Genomic DNA, 16,991 nt, shown 5'->3' on the forward strand with positions numbered 1-16,991 from the left:
GTTCTCCCTCTCGGTCACTCCGCCAGACCCGCCGCGAGCAGTTCCACGAAGCCGATGTCCTCGTTGGCGACGCCGAAGACCTCGGCGCGCAGCATGGTCCGCTCCGCCCAGGCGCGGTGCGGCTTCACCTCGTTCATCTTGTTGGTGTACGCGGACCTGAGTACACCCCCGCCGCCGCGTTCCGGCCGCAGGATGTCCTGGGCGTCGCTGTACTCCTCGTGACTGACGACGGACAGCGCGTGCACGGGCAGCACGTGGGACGGGTGGATGCAGGTCTTGCCGAGCAGCCCGTTGGCCCGGTCGAGGGCGATCTCGCGCAGCAGGCCGTCCATGGCGTGTTCGATCAGCGTCTCGCGCAGCGCCGTGGCCTGCACCTCCAGGAAGGGGCTCTGCCGCAGTTGTGGCTTGAACATGCGCTCCTGGACCCGGAAGTACTCCCAGACGGGACCGGTCACGGTGAACCCGGTGCCGTCGGCCCGGGCCAGCATGTTCACCACGTCGGAGATCACCGAGGCGACGACCTGGATGTCGTACGCCGTCATGTCGGGGCCCCGGCGCAGCCCGTAGGAGGAGCAGAAGTCGGTGACGCCCAGGCGCAGGGCGAGCACGCGGTCGCGGTACTTGTCGACGGCGCCGAAGATGCCCTCCAGCGTCTCCACGCGGCTCTCGCGGTAGAGCAGCTCGGGCGACTCCAGCACCGGCATGGCGAACAGCCGGCGGCCGCTCGCGGACTCGGCGGCGGTGAGTGCCTCCAGGAACGGCAGTCCGCGCTCGGCGGTGAACTTCGGCAGCACGAATCCGGACAGCAGCGAGACCGCGGGGCCGAGGCGGCGGACCAGGTCGGGGATCTGCTCGGGGGCCCGGACCCGGATGAACAGCAGGGGCAGGTCCGCCCCGGGCCGTCCGGCCAGGTCGGTGAGCTGGCGGACCAGGTTCTCCTCGCCGGCGACGACGTCGGCGTCGCTGATGGAGTCCTCCAGGCAGAGCACCATGGAGACCACGCCACGGGCGCCCTGCTTGACGACGTCGTCGGCGAGCCGGGACCGGGTGGCGGGGCTGTAGAGGGTGGCGCCGAGCGCGGCGGACAGCACCCTGGCCGGTGAGTCGGCGGTGAAGGAGCAGGGCTCCCGGTAGAAGAGACGTTTCCTCACCGCAGGGGCGATGTGCCCGAAATGACGCATTGAACTCCCCCGTGGCTGTGGTGGACGCTGTGATGTGCCGAAAGGTGGCCGGTAATAGTACGTAGAAGTCCGTGTCGGCGGTTCCCGCCGGGCATGAACTTCAGGTAACCCCGTGGTGACGGAGCCAACCCCCCGCATTGTCGTGACCAGGACGGAGAAGGCAGGATGACCGCATGACGCACGCGATGCTGAAGGGGTCGAACGTTCCTCTCGAGGCCACCACGGTACGCGCCGTGCTGCGCTGGTCGCCCGGGCAGGGGGTGCCGGACGTGGACGCCTCCGCGCTGCTCCTCGGTCTCGACGGCCGTGTGCGCTCCGACGAGGACTTCGTTTTCTACAACCAGCCCCGGCACCCGTCCGGGAAGGTGTGGCGGCTCGGCAAGAAGCGGGTCACCGAGGGCCTGACCGACACGATCCAGACAGACCTGGCCGGTGTCGAGTCGGGTGTCGGCCGGATCCTCCTCGTCGCGTCGGCGGACGGGGTCACCTTCGACCGCGTGCGGGACTTGCGCATCCTGCTGTACGACGCGCAGACGTCCGACGGCGAGGCGCTGGCGTCCTTCGACGTCAAGCCGGAGACGGGCCGGGAGACCGCGCTCATCTGCGGTGAGCTGTACCGGCGCGGGGAGGGCTGGAAGTTCCGGGCACTCGGCGAGGGCTACTCCAACGGGCTGAAGGGCCTGGCGACCGACTTCGGCATCTCGGTGGACGAGTCGGAGGCCGCCGAGGGACCTGACGCGGACCGCCCGGCCACGCCGGAGCCGCTCGCTCAGGCCCCCGAGGGCGTCTCGCCCGACGCGCTGACCCAGCCGCAGGCCCCGGTGGTGCCGGCGGCCCCGGACGTGTCCCGCCCGCTGCCGCCCGAGCAGCCGCCCGCGGGGGTACCCACGCAGCCCGCGTACGGCTATCCCCCGCAGCAGCCCCCGGCCGCGCAGCCCGCCTACGGCTACCCGCACCCGACGAGCCCGCCCGCGTACGGCTATCCGGCGCCCGCGCCCGCCACGGCGGCGGCCCAGGCGGGGCAGGACCGGTACGGCTTCCCGCCGCCGGCCACGGGCGCGCCCGACCCGGACTTCCGGCTGCCGCCGCAGGGGCCGCAGTTCATCGGACGCTAGACGGGACAGCTCCCGGGCCGGCCGCGCTTCAGCGGTCGGCCTTCGTCTTGTAACCCCTGCCCCACTGCAGGCCCCAGCCGTAGAGCCGGTCCAGCTCCGCCTGGAAGCCGTAGACGAACCGCACCTCGCGGTGGACGAGGATCTCGTTCTTGACGTTCTCGATCATCACCACCGCGCAGGAGCGGGCCTGCGGGTGGCGTTCGTCGAGGGAGATCTCGATCCGCGGGCCGTTGCTCGGGTAGAGCGTGACCACGGCCTGGGTACGGTCGAAGGCCGGCGTCTGGTCGTAGATGTAGGCGAAGATCAGCAGGCGCTTGATGTTCTCCCGCTGGTCCAGGTTGACGTACATGGTCTCGCCGGAGGCGGAGCCGAACCGGTCGTCACCGCTCAGCTTCACGTACGGCGGGTCGTTGACGTCGCCGAGGAATCCGCCGAGGGGCTGCACCACGCCCTTGGTGCCGTCCTGGAGTTCGTACAGGCAGCCGAGGTCGAGGTCCACGTTGACCATGGACTGGCTGTGCCCGACGACCTCCGGCGGCTTGAGCGCCTTGAACGGGTGGCGCAGCAGGCTCTCGCGCTGCGGGCCGCCGAAGTCGGAGGTGCGCATCCGCCAGCTGAGGTTGATCCGCAGATGGCCGGTGGCCGCGCCCTGCTTGGTCAAGGACACGTGGCCGTGCCGTTTGGTCAGCTCGATGGCGTTGGTGGCCGCGTTGCCGGAGTCGAAGGCGTTCCCGCGCCCGCGCCACAGTCCGTCCAGGAAGCTCATTCCCGCCCCAAGTCCACTCGTCGAACCCCCGCCGGTGGCCGCGGGGCGCCGGGGCGCCGCACGGCCGACGGGGCGGCATCGAGGACTGGTCCTCGGTGCCGCCCCGTCGAGAGCGTTCCTCACCCGGAGGGCTGTCACACCCCGGACGCGACCTCTGTCTTGTCGCCCGCCCGCGCCTCGGCCTCCGCGATGCGCTTGTTGCGCCGCACGGAGGACCAGAAGGAGGCGCCGATCAGGACGACGCCGACGAGACCGGTGATGATCTCGTTGATCTGGTACTGGATGGTGACGAGCAGGATCAGCGCCAGGGCGCCGATGGCGTAGTGCGCGCCGTGCTCCAGGTACACGTAGTCGTCCAGGGTGCCCTGGCGGACCAGGTAGACCGTGAGCGACCGGACGTACATGGCGCCGATGCCGAGGCCGAGCGCCATCAGCACGATGTCGTTGGTGATGGCGAAGGCGCCGATCACGCCGTCGAAGGAGAAGGACGCGTCCAGCACCTCGAGGTAGAGGAACATGAAGAACGCGGCCTTGCCGGCCAGGGCGATCGCCGATTTGGGCTTGCCCTCGCGTGCGGCCTTCTCCTCCTCCTCGTGTTCCTGCTCCTCCTCCTCTTCGAGTTTGTCCTCGAAGTAGCCGGAGAGCCCGCCCACGATCATGTAGGTGATCAGACCGGCGATGCCGGCCAGCAGGACCGTCTCCGCCTTGTCCACGTGCGTGCCGCCGTGCTGATGGGCGTTGGCGGCGAAGGTCATGGCGGAGATCAGCAGGATGATCAGCGCGATGCAGACCGACAGCATGTCGACCTTGCCGAGCTTGGCCAGCGGCCGCTCCAGCCAGGCCAGCCACTTGATGTCGCGGTCCTCGAAGATGAAGTCGAGGAAGATCATCAGGAGGAACATGCCACCGAAGGCGGCGATCGCCGGGTGGGCGTCGGTGACGAGCTCCTGGTAACGGTCCTTGTCGCTGAGCGCGAGGTCGACCGCCTCGATCGGACCGAGCTGTGCGCTGACCGCGACGATGACGACGGGGAAGACCAGTCGCATGCCGAAGACGGCGATCAGGATGCCGATGGTGAGGAAGATCTTCTGCCAGAAGGCATTCATCTTCTTCAGGATTCCGGCGTTGACCACCGCGTTGTCGAAGGACAGCGAGATCTCGAGGATCGAGAGGATCGCCACGATGCCGAAGGCGGTCCACCCCCCGAAGAGGACCGCTGCGACCAGGCCGAGCGCGGTGACCGCGAACGACCAGCCGAAGGTTTTCAGAACCACTGGCTACCCCATGTGTGTGTACGGGTCTCCCCCGCCGCCGTGGCGGCTTTACGAAACGTTGACCCCGAAGTCTAGAGCGATGCCGCGCAGGCCTGACGCGTACCCCTGCCCTACTGCACGGAACTTCCACTCGCCCTGGTAGCGGTAGAGCTCACCGAAGATCATCGCTGTCTCGGTGGAGGCGTCCTCGCTCAGGTCGTACCGGGCGAGTTCCTGGCCGTCCGCCTGGTTCACCACGCGGATGAAGGCGTTGCTGACCTGGCCGAACGTCTGGCCGCGCTCGTCGGCCATGTGGATGGAGACCGGGAAGACGATCTTGTCGCACTGGGCCGGCACCTTGGACAGGTCGATCAGCAGGGACTCGTCGTCACCTTCACCCTCACCGGTGAGGTTGTCGCCGGTGTGCTCCACCGAGCCCTCCGGGCTCTTGAGCTGGTTGTAGAAGATGAACCACTCGTCCCCCATGACCCGGCCGCCGCTGCACATCAGCGCGCTGGCGTCGAGGTCGAAGTCGGCTCCCGTGGTGGAGCGCGCGTCCCAGCCGAGCCCGACCATCACCTGCGTGAGGTTGGGTGCGGCCTTGGACAAGGAGACGTTGCCCCCTTTGGCAAGCGTGACGCCCATGATGCTGGTCCCCCTCCGGGTGGTGTTTCTCAGGTGGTCCTGCACGTCCGGCGCCGCACGTAAACCGTGCGGCGCCGGGCGATGTGGCCGTGCGGGACGGCCGCCCGGGCGTAGCTGCCCGGGGGGTGCGCGTCTCAGACGTTCACACCGAAGTCCTGCGCGATGCCGCGCAGACCGGAGGCGTACCCCTGGCCGATGGCGCGGAACTTCCACTCCGCGCCGTGCCGGTACAGCTCGCCGAAGACCATGGCGGTCTCGGTCGAGGCGTCCTCCGACAGGTCGTAACGGGCGATCTCGGCGCCGCCGGCCTGGTTGACGACGCGGATGAACGCGTTGCGCACCTGGCCGAAGGACTGCTGGCGGTTCTCGGCGTCGTAGATGGACACCGGGAAGACGATCTTCTCGATGTCCGCCGGGACACCGGCCAGGTTGACCTTGATCTGCTCGTCGTCGCCCTCGCCCTCACCGGTGAGGTTGTCACCGGTGTGCTCGACGGATCCGTCGGGGCTCTTGAGGTTGTTGAAGAAGACGAAGTTGGCGTCGTTGCCGACCTTGCCCGAGTTGTTCAGCAACAGGGCACTGGCGTCGAGGTCGAAGTCGGTGCCGGTCGTGGTGCGGACGTCCCACCCCAGTCCGACGATGACCGCGGTCAGGCCCGGCGCCTCCTTGCTCAGCGATACGTTGCCGCCCTTGCTGAGGCTGACTCCCACGAGTCCTCCCTTGGTGTCCAGGGGCGGGATGCCCCGTTGTGCTTGGATGTCGGATCAACGAGTCGATCCTAGTGACGGGTTCCCCGGGGCCGCAGTCCCTGGCGGCGAACGATCACAGCGCGTCGAGCGCCGCGAGGTACTCGTCCGGGTCACGGGCGTCCGCCATACCGCTGCTCACGGTCCGGCGTACGACACCCTCCTTGTCGATCACGAAGGTCTTCCGTACCGCGCATCCCTTGTCCTCGTCGAGGACGCCGTAGGCGCGGGAGACGTTGCCGTGCGGCCAGAAGTCGCTGAGCAGCGGGAAGGGAAGATCCTCCTGCTCACCGAAGACGCGGAGGGTGTGCATGGAGTCGTTGGAGACGGCGAGCACCTCGGCGTCACGCTCGGCGAACTCCTTCAGCCGGTCGCGGATCTCGCCCAGCTCGCCGGTGCACACACCGGTGAACGCGAACGGGTAGAAGAGCAGCACGACGTTCTTCTGCCCACGGAAGTCGGACAGACGCACCGGGGCGCCGTGGTTGTCCTTGAGTTCGAAGTCGGGAGCCTGCTCGCCGACCGGGATCGTCATCGTCGTCCTCGTCCCTCCGCGGTGGTGCGCTGCGACCACCCTACGCAGGGGAGACGACGGTCCCGCGAACGGGCCGACGCGTGCCACGCACGACGCCGCCGGCCCGTCCGGGGGTGGTTCACCGCTTCGACTTGGCCGCCTTGGGGGTCGCCAGCCGGCTGCCGCTCCAGTCCTTGCCGACGCTGACGCTCTTGGACGCCGTCAGGCCGGCCGTGGTGGCGGCCTCCGAGATCTCGCTCGGCTCGACGTAACCGTCCCGGCCGGTCTTCGGCGTGAGCAGCAGAATCGCGCCGCCCTCTTCGATGTACGTGGTGGCATCCACCAGCGCATCCGTCAGGTCGCCGTCGTCGTCGCGGAACCACAGCACAACGGCGTCAGCCACGTCGTCGTAGTCCTCGTCGACAAGGTCGCTCTCGATGACGCCCTCGATGGCCTCGCGGAGCTCCTGGTCGACGTCGTCGTCGTAGCCGATTTCCTGGACCACCTGCCCGGGCTGGAACCCCAGCCTGCCGGCAGGGTTCGTCCGCTCCTCCGCGTGGTCCGCGGTCGCGCTCACGGGTTGCCTCCTGATCATGTCTTGGGAATGTCTCAGCCACGCGCGTGCGCGAAGCATTGGCCGTAGTCCACACGGGCGGGACCGATCGCGCAAGTACCCGGCCGTGCGCACCGCCGAAACGGTGACGATCCTGGCCGGGTCACCGCAACTTCAGGCACACCATCATCGCCCGCAGTGATGGACACCACACCTTTGTGCCCCGTTTGGGCGTTTGGGAACCGTCTGTGGGTACGAGACTCGAATGTACTCGCCCCTTGCCTCACCGTACCGGCCGGACCTTCGGATTACCTCTCGGTAGAGATGACGTCCGAGGTCCAGGGGTGGAGCATGGGACCGGCGCAATCCGGGCCGTGGCGAGCGAGACGACGGCCCTTTCACGGCCCTCCGACAGGTAAGGAACAGCGTGGCTTCCGCATCCGATCGCAACCCGATCATCATTGGCGGCCTCCCGAGTCAGGTTCCTGACTTCGATCCCGAGGAAACCCAGGAGTGGCTCGACTCCCTCGACGCCGCGGTCGACGAGCGCGGCCGGGAGCGGGCCCGTTATCTGATGCTGCGGCTGATCGAGCGGGCCCGCGCCAAGCGCGTCGCCGTGCCCGAGATGCGCAGCACGGACTACGTCAACACGATCCCCACCCGGGCCGAGCCGTTCTTCCCGGGCAACGAGGAGATCGAACGCAAGATCCTCAACGCGACCCGCTGGAACGCGGCCGTGATGGTCTCGCGCGCCCAGCGCCCGGGCATCGGGGTGGGCGGCCACATCGCCACGTTCGCGTCCTCCGCCTCGCTGTACGACGTGGGCTTCAACCACTTCTTCCGCGGCAAGGACGAGGGCGACGGCGGCGACCAGGTCTTCTTCCAGGGGCACGCCTCGCCGGGCATCTACGCCCGCGCGTACCTGCTGGACCGGCTGAGCGAGCAGCATCTCGACGGCTTCCGCCAGGAGAAGTCGAAGGCGCCGTACGCCCTGTCGTCGTACCCGCACCCGCGGTCGATGCCGGACTTCTGGGAGTTCCCGACGGTGTCGATGGGCCTCGGCCCGATCGGCGCCATCTACCAGGCCCGGATGAACCGTTACATGCACGCGCGCGACATCGCGGACACCTCGAAGTCGCACGTGTGGGCGTTCCTCGGCGACGGCGAGATGGACGAGCCGGAGTCGCTGGGCCAGCTGACCATCGCCGCGCGGGAGGGTCTGGACAACCTGACCTTCGTCGTCAACTGCAACCTCCAGCGGCTCGACGGCCCGGTGCGCGGCAACGGCAAGATCATCCAGGAGCTGGAGTCGGTCTTCCGGGGGGCCGGCTGGAACGTGATCAAGCTGGTCTGGGACCGCACCTGGGACCCGCTGCTGGCCCAGGACCGCGACGGCGTGCTGGTCAACAAGATGAACACCACGCCCGACGGACAGTTCCAGACGTACGCCACCGAGTCCGGCGCGTACATCCGCGACCACTTCTTCGGCGACGATCACCGGCTGCGCGCGATGGTCGAGGGCATGACCGACGACCAGATCCTGCACCTGGGGCGCGGCGGCCACGACCACCGCAAGATCTACGCGGCGTACAAGGCGGCCCTGGAGCACAAGGGCCAGCCGACGGTGATCCTGGCGAAGACGATCAAGGGCTGGACGCTCGGCCCGAACTTCGAGGGCCGTAACGCCACGCACCAGATGAAGAAGCTGACGGTCGACGACCTGAAGCACTTCCGGGACCGGCTGCACCTGCCGATCTCCGACAGGGACCTGGAGTCCGGTCCGCCGCCCTACTACCACCCGGGGCCGGACACCGAGGAGATCCAGTACATGCACGACCGCCGCCGGTCCCTCGGCGGGTACGTGCCGACGCGGGTGGTGCGGTCCAGGCCGCTCGCCCTGCCGGACGACAAGACGTACGCGACCGTGAAGAAGGGCTCCGGCCAGCAGTCCATCGCGACGACCATGGCCTTCGTCCGGCTCCTCAAGGACCTCATGCGGGACAAGGAGATCGGCCGGCGGTTCGTGCTGATCGCGCCGGACGAGTACCGCACGTTCGGCATGGACTCGTTCTTCCCGAGCGCGAAGATCTACAACCCGCTCGGCCAGCAGTACGAGTCCGTGGACCGGGAGCTGCTGCTCGCGTACAAGGAGGCGCCCAACGGGCAGATGCTGCACGACGGCATCTCCGAGGCCGGCTGCACCGCCTCGCTGATCGCGGCGGGCTCGGCCTACGCCACGCACGGCGAGCCGCTCATCCCGGTGTACGTCTTCTACTCGATGTTCGGCTTCCAGCGCACCGGCGACCAGTTCTGGCAGATGGCCGACCAGCTCTCCCGTGGCTTCGTGCTCGGCGCCACCGCGGGACGGACCACGCTGACCGGTGAGGGTCTGCAGCACGCCGACGGCCATTCGCAGCTGCTCGCCTCGACCAACCCGGCGTGCGTCGCCTACGACCCGGCGTTCGGCTACGAGATCGCGCACATCGTGCAGGACGGGCTGCGCCGCATGTACGGCTCCTCCGCCGAACACCCGCACGGCGAGGACGTCTTCTACTACCTCACCGTGTACAACGAGCCGATCCAGCACCCGGCGGAGCCGGCGAACGTGGACGCCGAGGGCATCGTCAAGGGCCTGTACCGCTTCAGCGAGGGCCCGGCGGGCTCGCTGCCGGCGCAGATCCTGGCGTCCGGGGTCGTGATGCCGTGGGCGGTCGAGGCGCAGAGGATCCTCGCCGAGGAGTGGAACGTCAAGGCGGACGTCTGGTCGGCGACCTCCTGGAACGAGCTGCGGCGCGAGGCCGTGGACTGCGAGCGGCACAACCTGCTGCACCCGGAGGAGGAGCAGCGCACCCCGTACGTGACGCGCAAGCTGGCCTCGGCGCAGGGTCCGGTGGTGGCGGTGTCGGACTGGATGCGGTCGGTGCCGGACCAGATCGCGCGCTGGGTGCCGGGGACGTACCAGTCGCTGGGCGCGGACGGCTTCGGCTTCGCGGACACCCGCGGGGCGGCCCGGCGGTTCTTCCACATCGACGCGCAGTCGATCGTGCTGGCGGTGCTGACCGAGCTGGCCCGTGAGGGGCACCTCGACCGCTCGGTGCTGAAGCAGGCGATCGACCGGTACCAGCTGCTGGACGTGTCGGCCGCGGACCCGGGTGCGGCGGGCGGCGACGCGTAACGCCTCCGGCGGGGGCGGGGGACGCCACCCGGGGCGGTGGGGCGGCCGCGGGTGCGTCTGGGCCGATCGCGCGGTTCCCCGCGCCCCTGGGGGACCGTCCCACCGCCGGCCCGGAGGCGCGGGGAACATCAACGCGTGTCACGTGCGGCGGCAGCATCGGTGAGGGGGCCTCCGGCTGGTTCGCCGGAGGCCCCCTCACCGATGCTGCCCCGCCGGGTCAGAGCATGCCGGAGCCCATGGCGCCCGCCCCGGCCAGCCAGATGACGGCCAGGAGCGTGTCGATGGCACCGAGGACCAGGGCGATCAGGGCCGGCACCGAGCGGGAGCCCGCCCAGCTGCGCCCCATCGCGAGCCAGCCGCACACCATCGCCACCGGGCCGAGCACGATGCCCAGGACGAAGAAACCGGCGACGGCGCAGATGGCTCCGATGATCCCGAGCGTCGCGCGATCCGGCCCGGACCGTGACCACGTCCGGCCACTGGAGCGGGGGTGCCTGCGCGTACCTTGTCCGAAGCTCGCCATCATCAACTCCCTGATGGGTTGGTTGACATGGCGGGTACCCCCGCTTCCGTCCTGAATTCCCCTTGTGTGTACGGCGGATGACCGCCGAGGCGCGCCGCACCCCTCCGGCGGCGCGCCCCGGCGGTCCTCACGGGCCGTCAGATGTGACCGACGCCCGCGCCCGCCTCCGCGTTCTCGCCGCGCTTGGTGAACAGCGCCACCGCGACGGCGACCGCGGCGACCCCGGCGGCCACCAGGGACGCCAGGCTCATGCCGGAGATGAAGGTGTCGTGGGCGACGTCGGTGATCTTCGCGGCGATCGCCTCGGGGGTGCCCTTGGCCACCGGCGGCACACCGACCTGGACCGCCTGCGAGGCCGCGGCGGCCTGCTCCGGGTCCAGCGGCGGGAGCCCGGCCTTGTCCCAGTTGCCCGGCAGGTCGCCGTCCACCTTGGAGGCCATCACGGCTCCCAGCACGGCGGTGCCGAGGCTGCCGCCGACCTGCATCGCGGACTGCTGCAGACCGCCGGCGACACCGGAGAGCTCCAGCGGGGCGTTGCCCACGATGACCTCGGTGGCGCCGACCATGACGGGGGCGAGGCCGAGGCCGAGCAGGGCGAACCAGACGGACATGGCGAGGCTGCCGGTGCTCTTCTCCAGCGTGGAGATGCCGTACATGGCGAGCGCGGTGCAGGCCATGCCGCCGGCCAGCGGGATCCGCGGTCCCACCTTGGTGATCATCACGCCCGCGAGCGGGGAGCCGACGATCATCATGCCGGTGAGCGGGAGCAGGTGCAGACCGGCGTCGACCGGGCTCAGCCCGTGCACGTTCTGCAGGTAGAAGGTGACGAAGAACAGGCCGCCCATGAAGGCGATGGCCATGAGCACCATCAGTACGACGCCCGCGGACAGCGGGACCGAGCGGAAGAGGGCCAGCGGGATCAGCGGCTCCTTCACCCTGGTCTCCCAGAAGGCGAAGGCGACGAAGCCGACCACCGAGGCGGCGATGAACCCCCAGGTCCTGCCGTCGCCCCAGCCCCACTCGGGGGCCTTGATCAGGGCCCACACGAGGCAGAACATCGCGCCGGACAGCAGGACGATGCCGGGGATGTCGAAGGAGCGGGGCGCGTTCTCCGCGCGGTGGTCGAGCAGGATCCAGGCGCCGAGCGCGACGGCGACGACACCGACCGGCACGTTGATGAAGAACACCGACTGCCAGTTGACGTGCTCGACGAGGACGCCGCCGAGGATCGGGCCGCCGGCGGTCGAGGCGCCGATGACCATGCCCCAGATACCGATGGCCATGTTGAGCTTCTCGGCCGGGAACGTGGCCCGCAGCAGGCCGAGCGCGGCCGGCATCAGCAGCGCGCCGAACAGACCCTGGAGCACACGGAAGACGATGACCAGGGTGATGCTGTCGGACAGGCCGATCGCGCCGGAGGCGGCGGCGAAGCCGACGACACCGATGAGGAAGGTCTGCCGGTGCCCGAAGCGGTCACCGAGCTTGCCCGCGGTGATCAGGGACACCGCGAGGGCGAGGAAGTACGCGTTGGTGATCCACTGGACGTCGGCGAGGGTGGCGCCGAGGTCACTGGCGATGGCGGGGTTGGCGATGGCCACGATGGTGCCGTCCAGGGCCACCATCATGACCCCCACGGCAACGGTGAACAGCGTGAACCAGGGGTGCCCGCGCAGCCCCTTGCCCGGCGTCGCCTCCGACGGGGCGCCCGAGGGTCCGTCCCCCTGCCCCGCCTTGTCGATGGTGGTCTGACTAGTCATACGTTCGAGGCTAGTGACAGCCACTGACACTTGACAAACCAATTCACCAGTCAGTAACTGACAGGACATGCGCCTATAGCCTGAACTGGAAGAACGGTTCGAGGAGGAGCCATGGAATCGGCCGGGACCGTCGCGGGCACGCTGCCGCGACCGGGTCTGCGCGAGCGCAAGAAGCAGCGCACCCGGGACGCCCTGGTCCGGGCCGCCCTGGAGCTGATCGCCACCCGCGGGTACGACGGGACGACCGTCGACGACATCGCCGCGGCCGTCGACGTCTCGCAGCGCACCTTCTTCCGCTACTTCGCCAGCAAGGAGGAGGTCGCGCTGTTCGTCCCGCGCCTTGCGGAGTCGCAGATCGCCGACGCCGTCCGGGCGCGCCCGCGGGACGAGGCGCCGCTGGAGGTGCTGCGCCGGGCCGTGCTGGACAGCTGGGACGCGATCAACGAGGCCGTCGGGCGGCTGGTCCCGGTGGAACTGCACATGCGGGTCTACCGGGTCATCGAGTCCACGCCCGCGCTGCTCGCGGCGCATCTGCGGCGGGCGGCGGAGCTGGAGGAGGAGCTGGCGGGCATCATCGCCGAGCGCGAGGGCCTGGACGTGGACGCCGACCCCCGGCCGCGGATCCTGGTGGCCGCGTTCGGCGGGGTGATCCGGGTGGCGGAGCGGCGCTGGTCCGCCGGGAACGACCTCAGGCCCGAGGCGCTGAGGGATCTGATGCGGATCTGCCTGGACCACGTCGGACCGGCCCTCGCCACGAACTGGCGTACGGAAGCATCCCCGGATCGGCACAACGAAACGTGATCCCAGTCACTGGATTGACGCGAGACACTCTCGTTCTCCTAGTGTGTCCTCCCAGTGACTTCCTTCGACACCTCCCCCCAGCTGAACATGTGGCGGGCGCTGCTGGCGCTCGCCGTGGTCTTCGTGATGCTGGCGACCACCGGCTGGACGGCACTGCGCCACCAGCGCCACCCCGCTCCCCTGCAGGCGTCGATCGCCGCGTGGGAGGACGGCCGGGTGGCCGGGAAGCGGCTGCCCGACCCCGAGTCGGCGCCCCTGCGGCTCGCCCGGTTCTTCGCCTCGCTCACCGAGGGACAGCGGGTGCGGCTCGCCCACCGCTATCCCCTGGCGGTCGGCAACATGAACGGCGCGCCGGTCGAACTGCGCTACCGCGCCAACCGGATCGCGCTGGCCGAGGCCCGCGAGGTGGAGCTGCGCCGTCTGCACGACAGCCGTCTCACCTCCTCGGGCCAGCAGCAGGCGGCCCGCAGGATGGACCGCATCGAGGCGCTGATGCGGCCAGGACGGCACATCCTCGCCTTCGACCCGGCGGGCTCCGGCCGCGTCGCGGAGGTCTTCGGCGACCTGCGGCACGCCGAGCGGGTGTCCGTGGTCGTCCCGGGTGTCGACACCGACCTGCTCACCTTCCAGCGCGCCCGGCGCGCGCACTCCGCCCCCGTCGGCATGGCCACGTCGCTGTACGCGGCCCAGCGCGCCGCCGACCCGGCGGCCCGTACGGCCGTGATCGCCTGGGCCGACTACACCGCGCCCAGCGGTCTCGGCATGGACGCGGCCACGGCGATGCGCGCGGAGGACGGAGCGGCCCGGCTGAACGCGATGGTGCGGGGACTGCCGGGCGTGGCCCCGGTCTCGCTGTTCTGCCACAGCTACGGCTCGGTGGTGTGCGGGCTGGCCGCGCACCGCGTGCCGGAGCGGGTGAGCGACATCGCGGTGGCCGGCAGCCCGGGCATGCGGGTGGAGAACGCCGCGCAGCTGCACACCACCGCGCGGGTGTGGGCGATGCGGGACGCCGACGACTGGATCCAGGACGTGCCGTACCTGGAGCTCGGCGGGCTGGGCCACGGGGCCGACCCGGTGGCCGACGGCTTCGGCGCGCGGGTCCTGTCGGCCCGTGAGGCCAAGGGGCACGCCGGGTACTTCGTGCCCGGGACGGACAGCCTGCGGAACTTCGCCGAGATCGGGGTTGGCGCATACCGGGCGGTTTCCTGTGCGCGTCAGGACGACGTCTGCCGGGCGGGTTTGTCCGGTACGACCCCTACCGGACGCGCGTAGAAGCGGAGATACTGCGGTATGCGTGGGGAGGGGACGGAGAAGCTCGTGCCGCATACGATGAGCCGCATGGGTGACGTACTGGCCGGATTTCATGCCGCCTGGGAGTTCGAATCCGACTCCGTGCTCATCCGTTACGAACGAGGGATTCGAACACCCAAGCTGTTCCAGGCGCTCGGTGAGCGGCGTGTGCCGCTGGAGGCGATCGAGGGCGTGAGCCTCACACCCGGCAAGCGCGGGTCCGTGGTGCTGCGTCTGGAGCCCCGGCCGGGAGCCGATCCGCTGATGGAGGCGGCCGCCGGGCAGTTGAAGGAGAGCAGCGACCCCTACCGGCTGGTGCTGCCCGCCGAGCGGGAGACGCTCGCCGAGTACTACGCCGACGAACTGCGCGACCGGCTCACCGAGTCGGGCCCGGCCGAACGCCACCTGGTGGCGGCGCCCGAGGCGCCGCTGCAGTTCAAGGCGTACGACGGCAAGGCGACGTTCGACGGCACAGCGGTGGCGTTCCGCTGGTTCTGGACCGGGGCCTCGTCGGCGAAGTGGAAGGCCGGCGACCAGCGGTTCCCGATAGCCGAGCTCGGCGGGGTGGAGTGGCGGTCGCCGGAGGTGTTCGAGGGTCATCTGCGGCTGCTGCGCCGGGACACGGCGGTGCCGGCGCCGGCGCAGGCCGACCAGGACCCCGCCGCGGTGGTGTTCGGACTGGGGTACGGGCCCGTGCACGAGTCGCTGCCGTTCGCGGCGGCCGTGCTGGCCGCTGTGCGGGACTGTGCGGCGGTGCCGGTGATGTCGTCGCCGGCGATGGCGGCGCCGGTGGCCGCGGCTCGGCGGGATCCGGCGGACATCGCCGAGCGGATTCGGCATCTTGGGGAGTTGCATCAGGCGGGGCTGGTGACGGATGAGGAGTTCTCCGCGAAGAAGGCGGAGTTGCTTGCGGAGCTTTAGCCCTGCCGGGTGGGGTGAGTTGTCGGGTGCGGGTGCGTGGGGGCTTGTCGCGCAGTTCCCCGCGCCCCTGGAAGGGGGTGTCCTCGCGGAGTTGTGAGGGCCCGTTCCTTCGCGAGGCGTTGCGCAGTTCCCCGCGCCCCTGAGGGGCGGTCCCTCAGGGGCGTTGTGGCGTTGCCCGCGTTTTTCTACTCCCTGCCTGCTGAGGTGAAGGTCATGTCCGCGTAGCGGGGGCCCGCCACCTTGTCGGCGATGGGGTCGAGGGACGCCAGCTCGGACTCGGTGAGGGCGATGCCGGTGGCCGCCGTGTTCTCCTCCACGCGGGACGGGCGGCGGGTGCCCGGGATCGGGACGACCGGGAGGCCGTGCACCCGCGCCTGCTGGTGGACCCAGGCCAGGGCGATCTGGGCCGGCGTCACGCCGTGTGCCTCGGCGGCCGCGCGGACCGGTGCGAGCAGGGCGGCGTTGGCGGCCGCGTTGTCCCCGGTGAACCGGGGCATCGTGCGGCGGAGGTCGTCCTCGCTGAGGTCCTTGGAGGCGTCCGCGAAGGCGCCGGTGAGGAAGCCCCGGCCGAGCGGCGAGTACGGGACCAGGGTCACGCCCAGCTCACGCGCCGCCGGCACCACCGCGGCCTCGATGTCCCGGCTGAACAGCGACCACTCCGACTGCACGGCCGCGATCGGGTGCACGGCGTGGGCGGCGCGCAGTTCGCCGGCCGTCACCTCGCTCAGCCCCAGCTGCTTCACCTTGCCCTCGCGGACCAGCTCGGCCATGACGCCGACGCTCTCCTCGATCGGGATGTTCACGTCGCGCCGGTGCATGTAGTAGAGGTCGATGACGTCGACCTCCAGGCGCCGCAGGCTCTCCTCGACGGCCTGCCGGATGTACGGCGGGTCGTTGCGGACGATGCGCCGGGTGGGCTCGTCCGGCGGGATCGACAGGGCGAACTTGGTGGCGATGACCACCTCCTCGCGGTGCGCCGCGAGGAACGGGGCGAGGAAGCGTTCGTTGTCGCCCGCGCCGTACGCGTCCGCCGTGTCGTAGAGGGTGACGCCGAGGTCCAGGGCGCGCTCCAGGGTCGCCCGGGAGGCGTCCGCGTCGGCGGGGCCGTAGGCGAAGCTCATGCCCATGCAGCCGAGGCCCTGCACACCCACCTCGGGGCCGTCCGCGCCCAGCGTGGTCGTGGGGATCGTGTGCTCGCTCATCATGCCCTTTCCGAAGCCAGGGCGCGCCCGGCGTCCGCGTAGAAGCTGATCTTGCGGTCCAGGACGGCGAGGGTGCCCTGAAGTTCGGCGATGCGGGCCAGTACGTCCTCGCGGGTCGCCTTGAGCAGTTCGAAGCGCTCGGTGTACGTGTGGTCGCCGGCCCGGACCAGCTCGGCGTAGCGCACCATGTCGGCGACCGGCATGCCGGTCAGCCGGAGCTTGCCGACCAGGGCGAGCCAGTCCAGGTCGCGGTTGGTGTAGCGCCGCTGCCCGGTGTGGGAGCGGTCGATGTGCGGCATCAGTCCGATGCGCTCGTACCAGCGCAGGGTGTGTGCCGTCAGCCCGGTGAGGGCGGCCACCTCGCTGATCGTGTACTTGTCCTCGCCGTCCGGCCGCCGGTTCCCCTGCGGGGGTCCGGCGCAGGTGTCGGTCCTGGTACCCGTGGTCTCCGTCACCGTCATGGCTTCCACGCTAGATCCTTGGAGTGCGCTCCAGGCAAGCGACGCCGAAGAGAAATGGGCGGCACGGGTCAACGGCGTCCGACTACCG

At 70.1% G+C, this 16,991-nt stretch carries 16 protein-coding genes; 5 read left to right on the plus strand and 11 right to left on the minus strand.

Annotated elements, in window-relative coordinates:
• Positions 1-14 precede the first annotated feature (14 nt).
• Positions 15-1,181, minus strand: a complete 1,167-nt coding sequence (locus B100_RS0101990; protein ID WP_024882802.1) for an HpcH/HpaI aldolase/citrate lyase family protein — start codon at positions 1,179-1,181, stop codon at positions 15-17.
• A 173-nt stretch (positions 1,182-1,354) separates the two neighbouring features.
• On the opposite strand from B100_RS0101990, the gene B100_RS0101995 reads away from it, so the two are divergent.
• Positions 1,355-2,296 (plus strand): TerD family protein, encoded by a 942-nt coding sequence (locus tag B100_RS0101995; RefSeq protein ID WP_024882803.1) that lies wholly within the window; start codon positions 1,355-1,357, stop codon positions 2,294-2,296.
• Between the two features lie 28 nt (positions 2,297-2,324).
• Here B100_RS0101995 and B100_RS0102000 read toward each other — a convergent pair whose 3' ends face one another.
• The 6 genes from B100_RS0102000 to B100_RS0102025 all read right to left on the minus strand — a co-directional run bounded on the left by B100_RS0102000 (position 2,325) and on the right by B100_RS0102025 (position 6,797).
• Positions 2,325-3,062: a Tellurium resistance gene (locus tag B100_RS0102000; protein WP_024882804.1), complete on the minus strand. Its 738-nt coding sequence runs from the start codon at positions 3,060-3,062 to the stop codon at positions 2,325-2,327.
• 134 nt (positions 3,063-3,196) lie between these two features.
• Positions 3,197-4,336 (minus strand): DUF475 domain-containing protein, encoded by a 1,140-nt coding sequence (locus B100_RS0102005; RefSeq protein WP_024882805.1) that lies wholly within the window; start codon positions 4,334-4,336, stop codon positions 3,197-3,199.
• A 48-nt stretch (positions 4,337-4,384) separates the two neighbouring features.
• A complete protein-coding gene (locus tag B100_RS0102010; RefSeq protein WP_024882806.1) occupies positions 4,385-4,960 on the minus strand; it encodes a TerD family protein in 576 nt (191 codons plus the stop codon).
• 134 nt (positions 4,961-5,094) lie between these two features.
• Positions 5,095-5,670: a TerD family protein gene (locus B100_RS0102015; protein ID WP_024882807.1), complete on the minus strand. Its 576-nt coding sequence runs from the start codon at positions 5,668-5,670 to the stop codon at positions 5,095-5,097.
• Positions 5,671-5,782: 112 nt separating this feature from the next.
• Positions 5,783-6,241 carry a peroxiredoxin gene (locus B100_RS0102020; protein ID WP_024882808.1) on the minus strand — a complete coding sequence of 153 codons (459 nt, stop codon included), beginning with the start codon at positions 6,239-6,241 and terminating at the stop codon, positions 5,783-5,785.
• Between the two features lie 118 nt (positions 6,242-6,359).
• A complete protein-coding gene (locus tag B100_RS0102025) occupies positions 6,360-6,797 on the minus strand; it encodes a DUF3052 domain-containing protein (RefSeq protein WP_024882809.1) in 438 nt (145 codons plus the stop codon).
• 403 nt (positions 6,798-7,200) lie between these two features.
• Between B100_RS0102025 and aceE the strand changes: the two genes are divergently transcribed.
• The gene (aceE, locus tag B100_RS0102030) at positions 7,201-9,948 is read left to right on the plus strand and encodes a pyruvate dehydrogenase (acetyl-transferring), homodimeric type (RefSeq protein ID WP_024882810.1); all 2,748 of its coding nucleotides are present in this window, start codon (positions 7,201-7,203) and stop codon (positions 9,946-9,948) included.
• Between the two features lie 217 nt (positions 9,949-10,165).
• Here aceE and B100_RS0102035 read toward each other — a convergent pair whose 3' ends face one another.
• Positions 10,166-10,474, minus strand: coding sequence for a hypothetical protein (locus B100_RS0102035; protein ID WP_024882811.1), 309 nt, complete (start codon positions 10,472-10,474; stop codon positions 10,166-10,168).
• 134 nt (positions 10,475-10,608) lie between these two features.
• Positions 10,609-12,228 carry an MFS transporter gene (locus B100_RS0102040; RefSeq protein ID WP_024882812.1) on the minus strand — a complete coding sequence of 540 codons (1,620 nt, stop codon included), beginning with the start codon at positions 12,226-12,228 and terminating at the stop codon, positions 10,609-10,611.
• 111 nt (positions 12,229-12,339) lie between these two features.
• On the opposite strand from B100_RS0102040, the gene B100_RS0102045 reads away from it, so the two are divergent.
• From B100_RS0102045 to B100_RS0102055, 3 genes are all read left to right on the plus strand, one after another.
• Positions 12,340-13,029 (plus strand): TetR family transcriptional regulator, encoded by a 690-nt coding sequence (locus B100_RS0102045; protein WP_024882813.1) that lies wholly within the window; start codon positions 12,340-12,342, stop codon positions 13,027-13,029.
• Positions 13,030-13,083: 54 nt separating this feature from the next.
• Positions 13,084-14,301: an alpha/beta hydrolase gene (locus B100_RS0102050; protein ID WP_024882814.1), complete on the plus strand. Its 1,218-nt coding sequence runs from the start codon at positions 13,084-13,086 to the stop codon at positions 14,299-14,301.
• Positions 14,302-14,367: 66 nt separating this feature from the next.
• Positions 14,368-15,240: a DUF4429 domain-containing protein gene (locus B100_RS0102055; protein ID WP_024882815.1), complete on the plus strand. Its 873-nt coding sequence runs from the start codon at positions 14,368-14,370 to the stop codon at positions 15,238-15,240.
• Between the two features lie 185 nt (positions 15,241-15,425).
• Here the strand turns inward: B100_RS0102055 and B100_RS0102060 are convergent, their stop codons facing one another.
• Positions 15,426-16,442, minus strand: coding sequence for an aldo/keto reductase (locus B100_RS0102060; protein WP_024882816.1), 1,017 nt, complete (start codon positions 16,440-16,442; stop codon positions 15,426-15,428).
• Positions 16,442-16,903 (minus strand): MerR family transcriptional regulator, encoded by a 462-nt coding sequence (locus B100_RS0102065; protein WP_024882817.1) that lies wholly within the window; start codon positions 16,901-16,903, stop codon positions 16,442-16,444. The genes B100_RS0102060 and B100_RS0102065 overlap by 1 nt, the downstream gene beginning before the upstream one ends.
• Between the last annotated feature and the right edge of the window lie 88 nt (positions 16,904-16,991).

This window comes from Streptomyces sp. CNH189 (assembly GCF_000527195.1).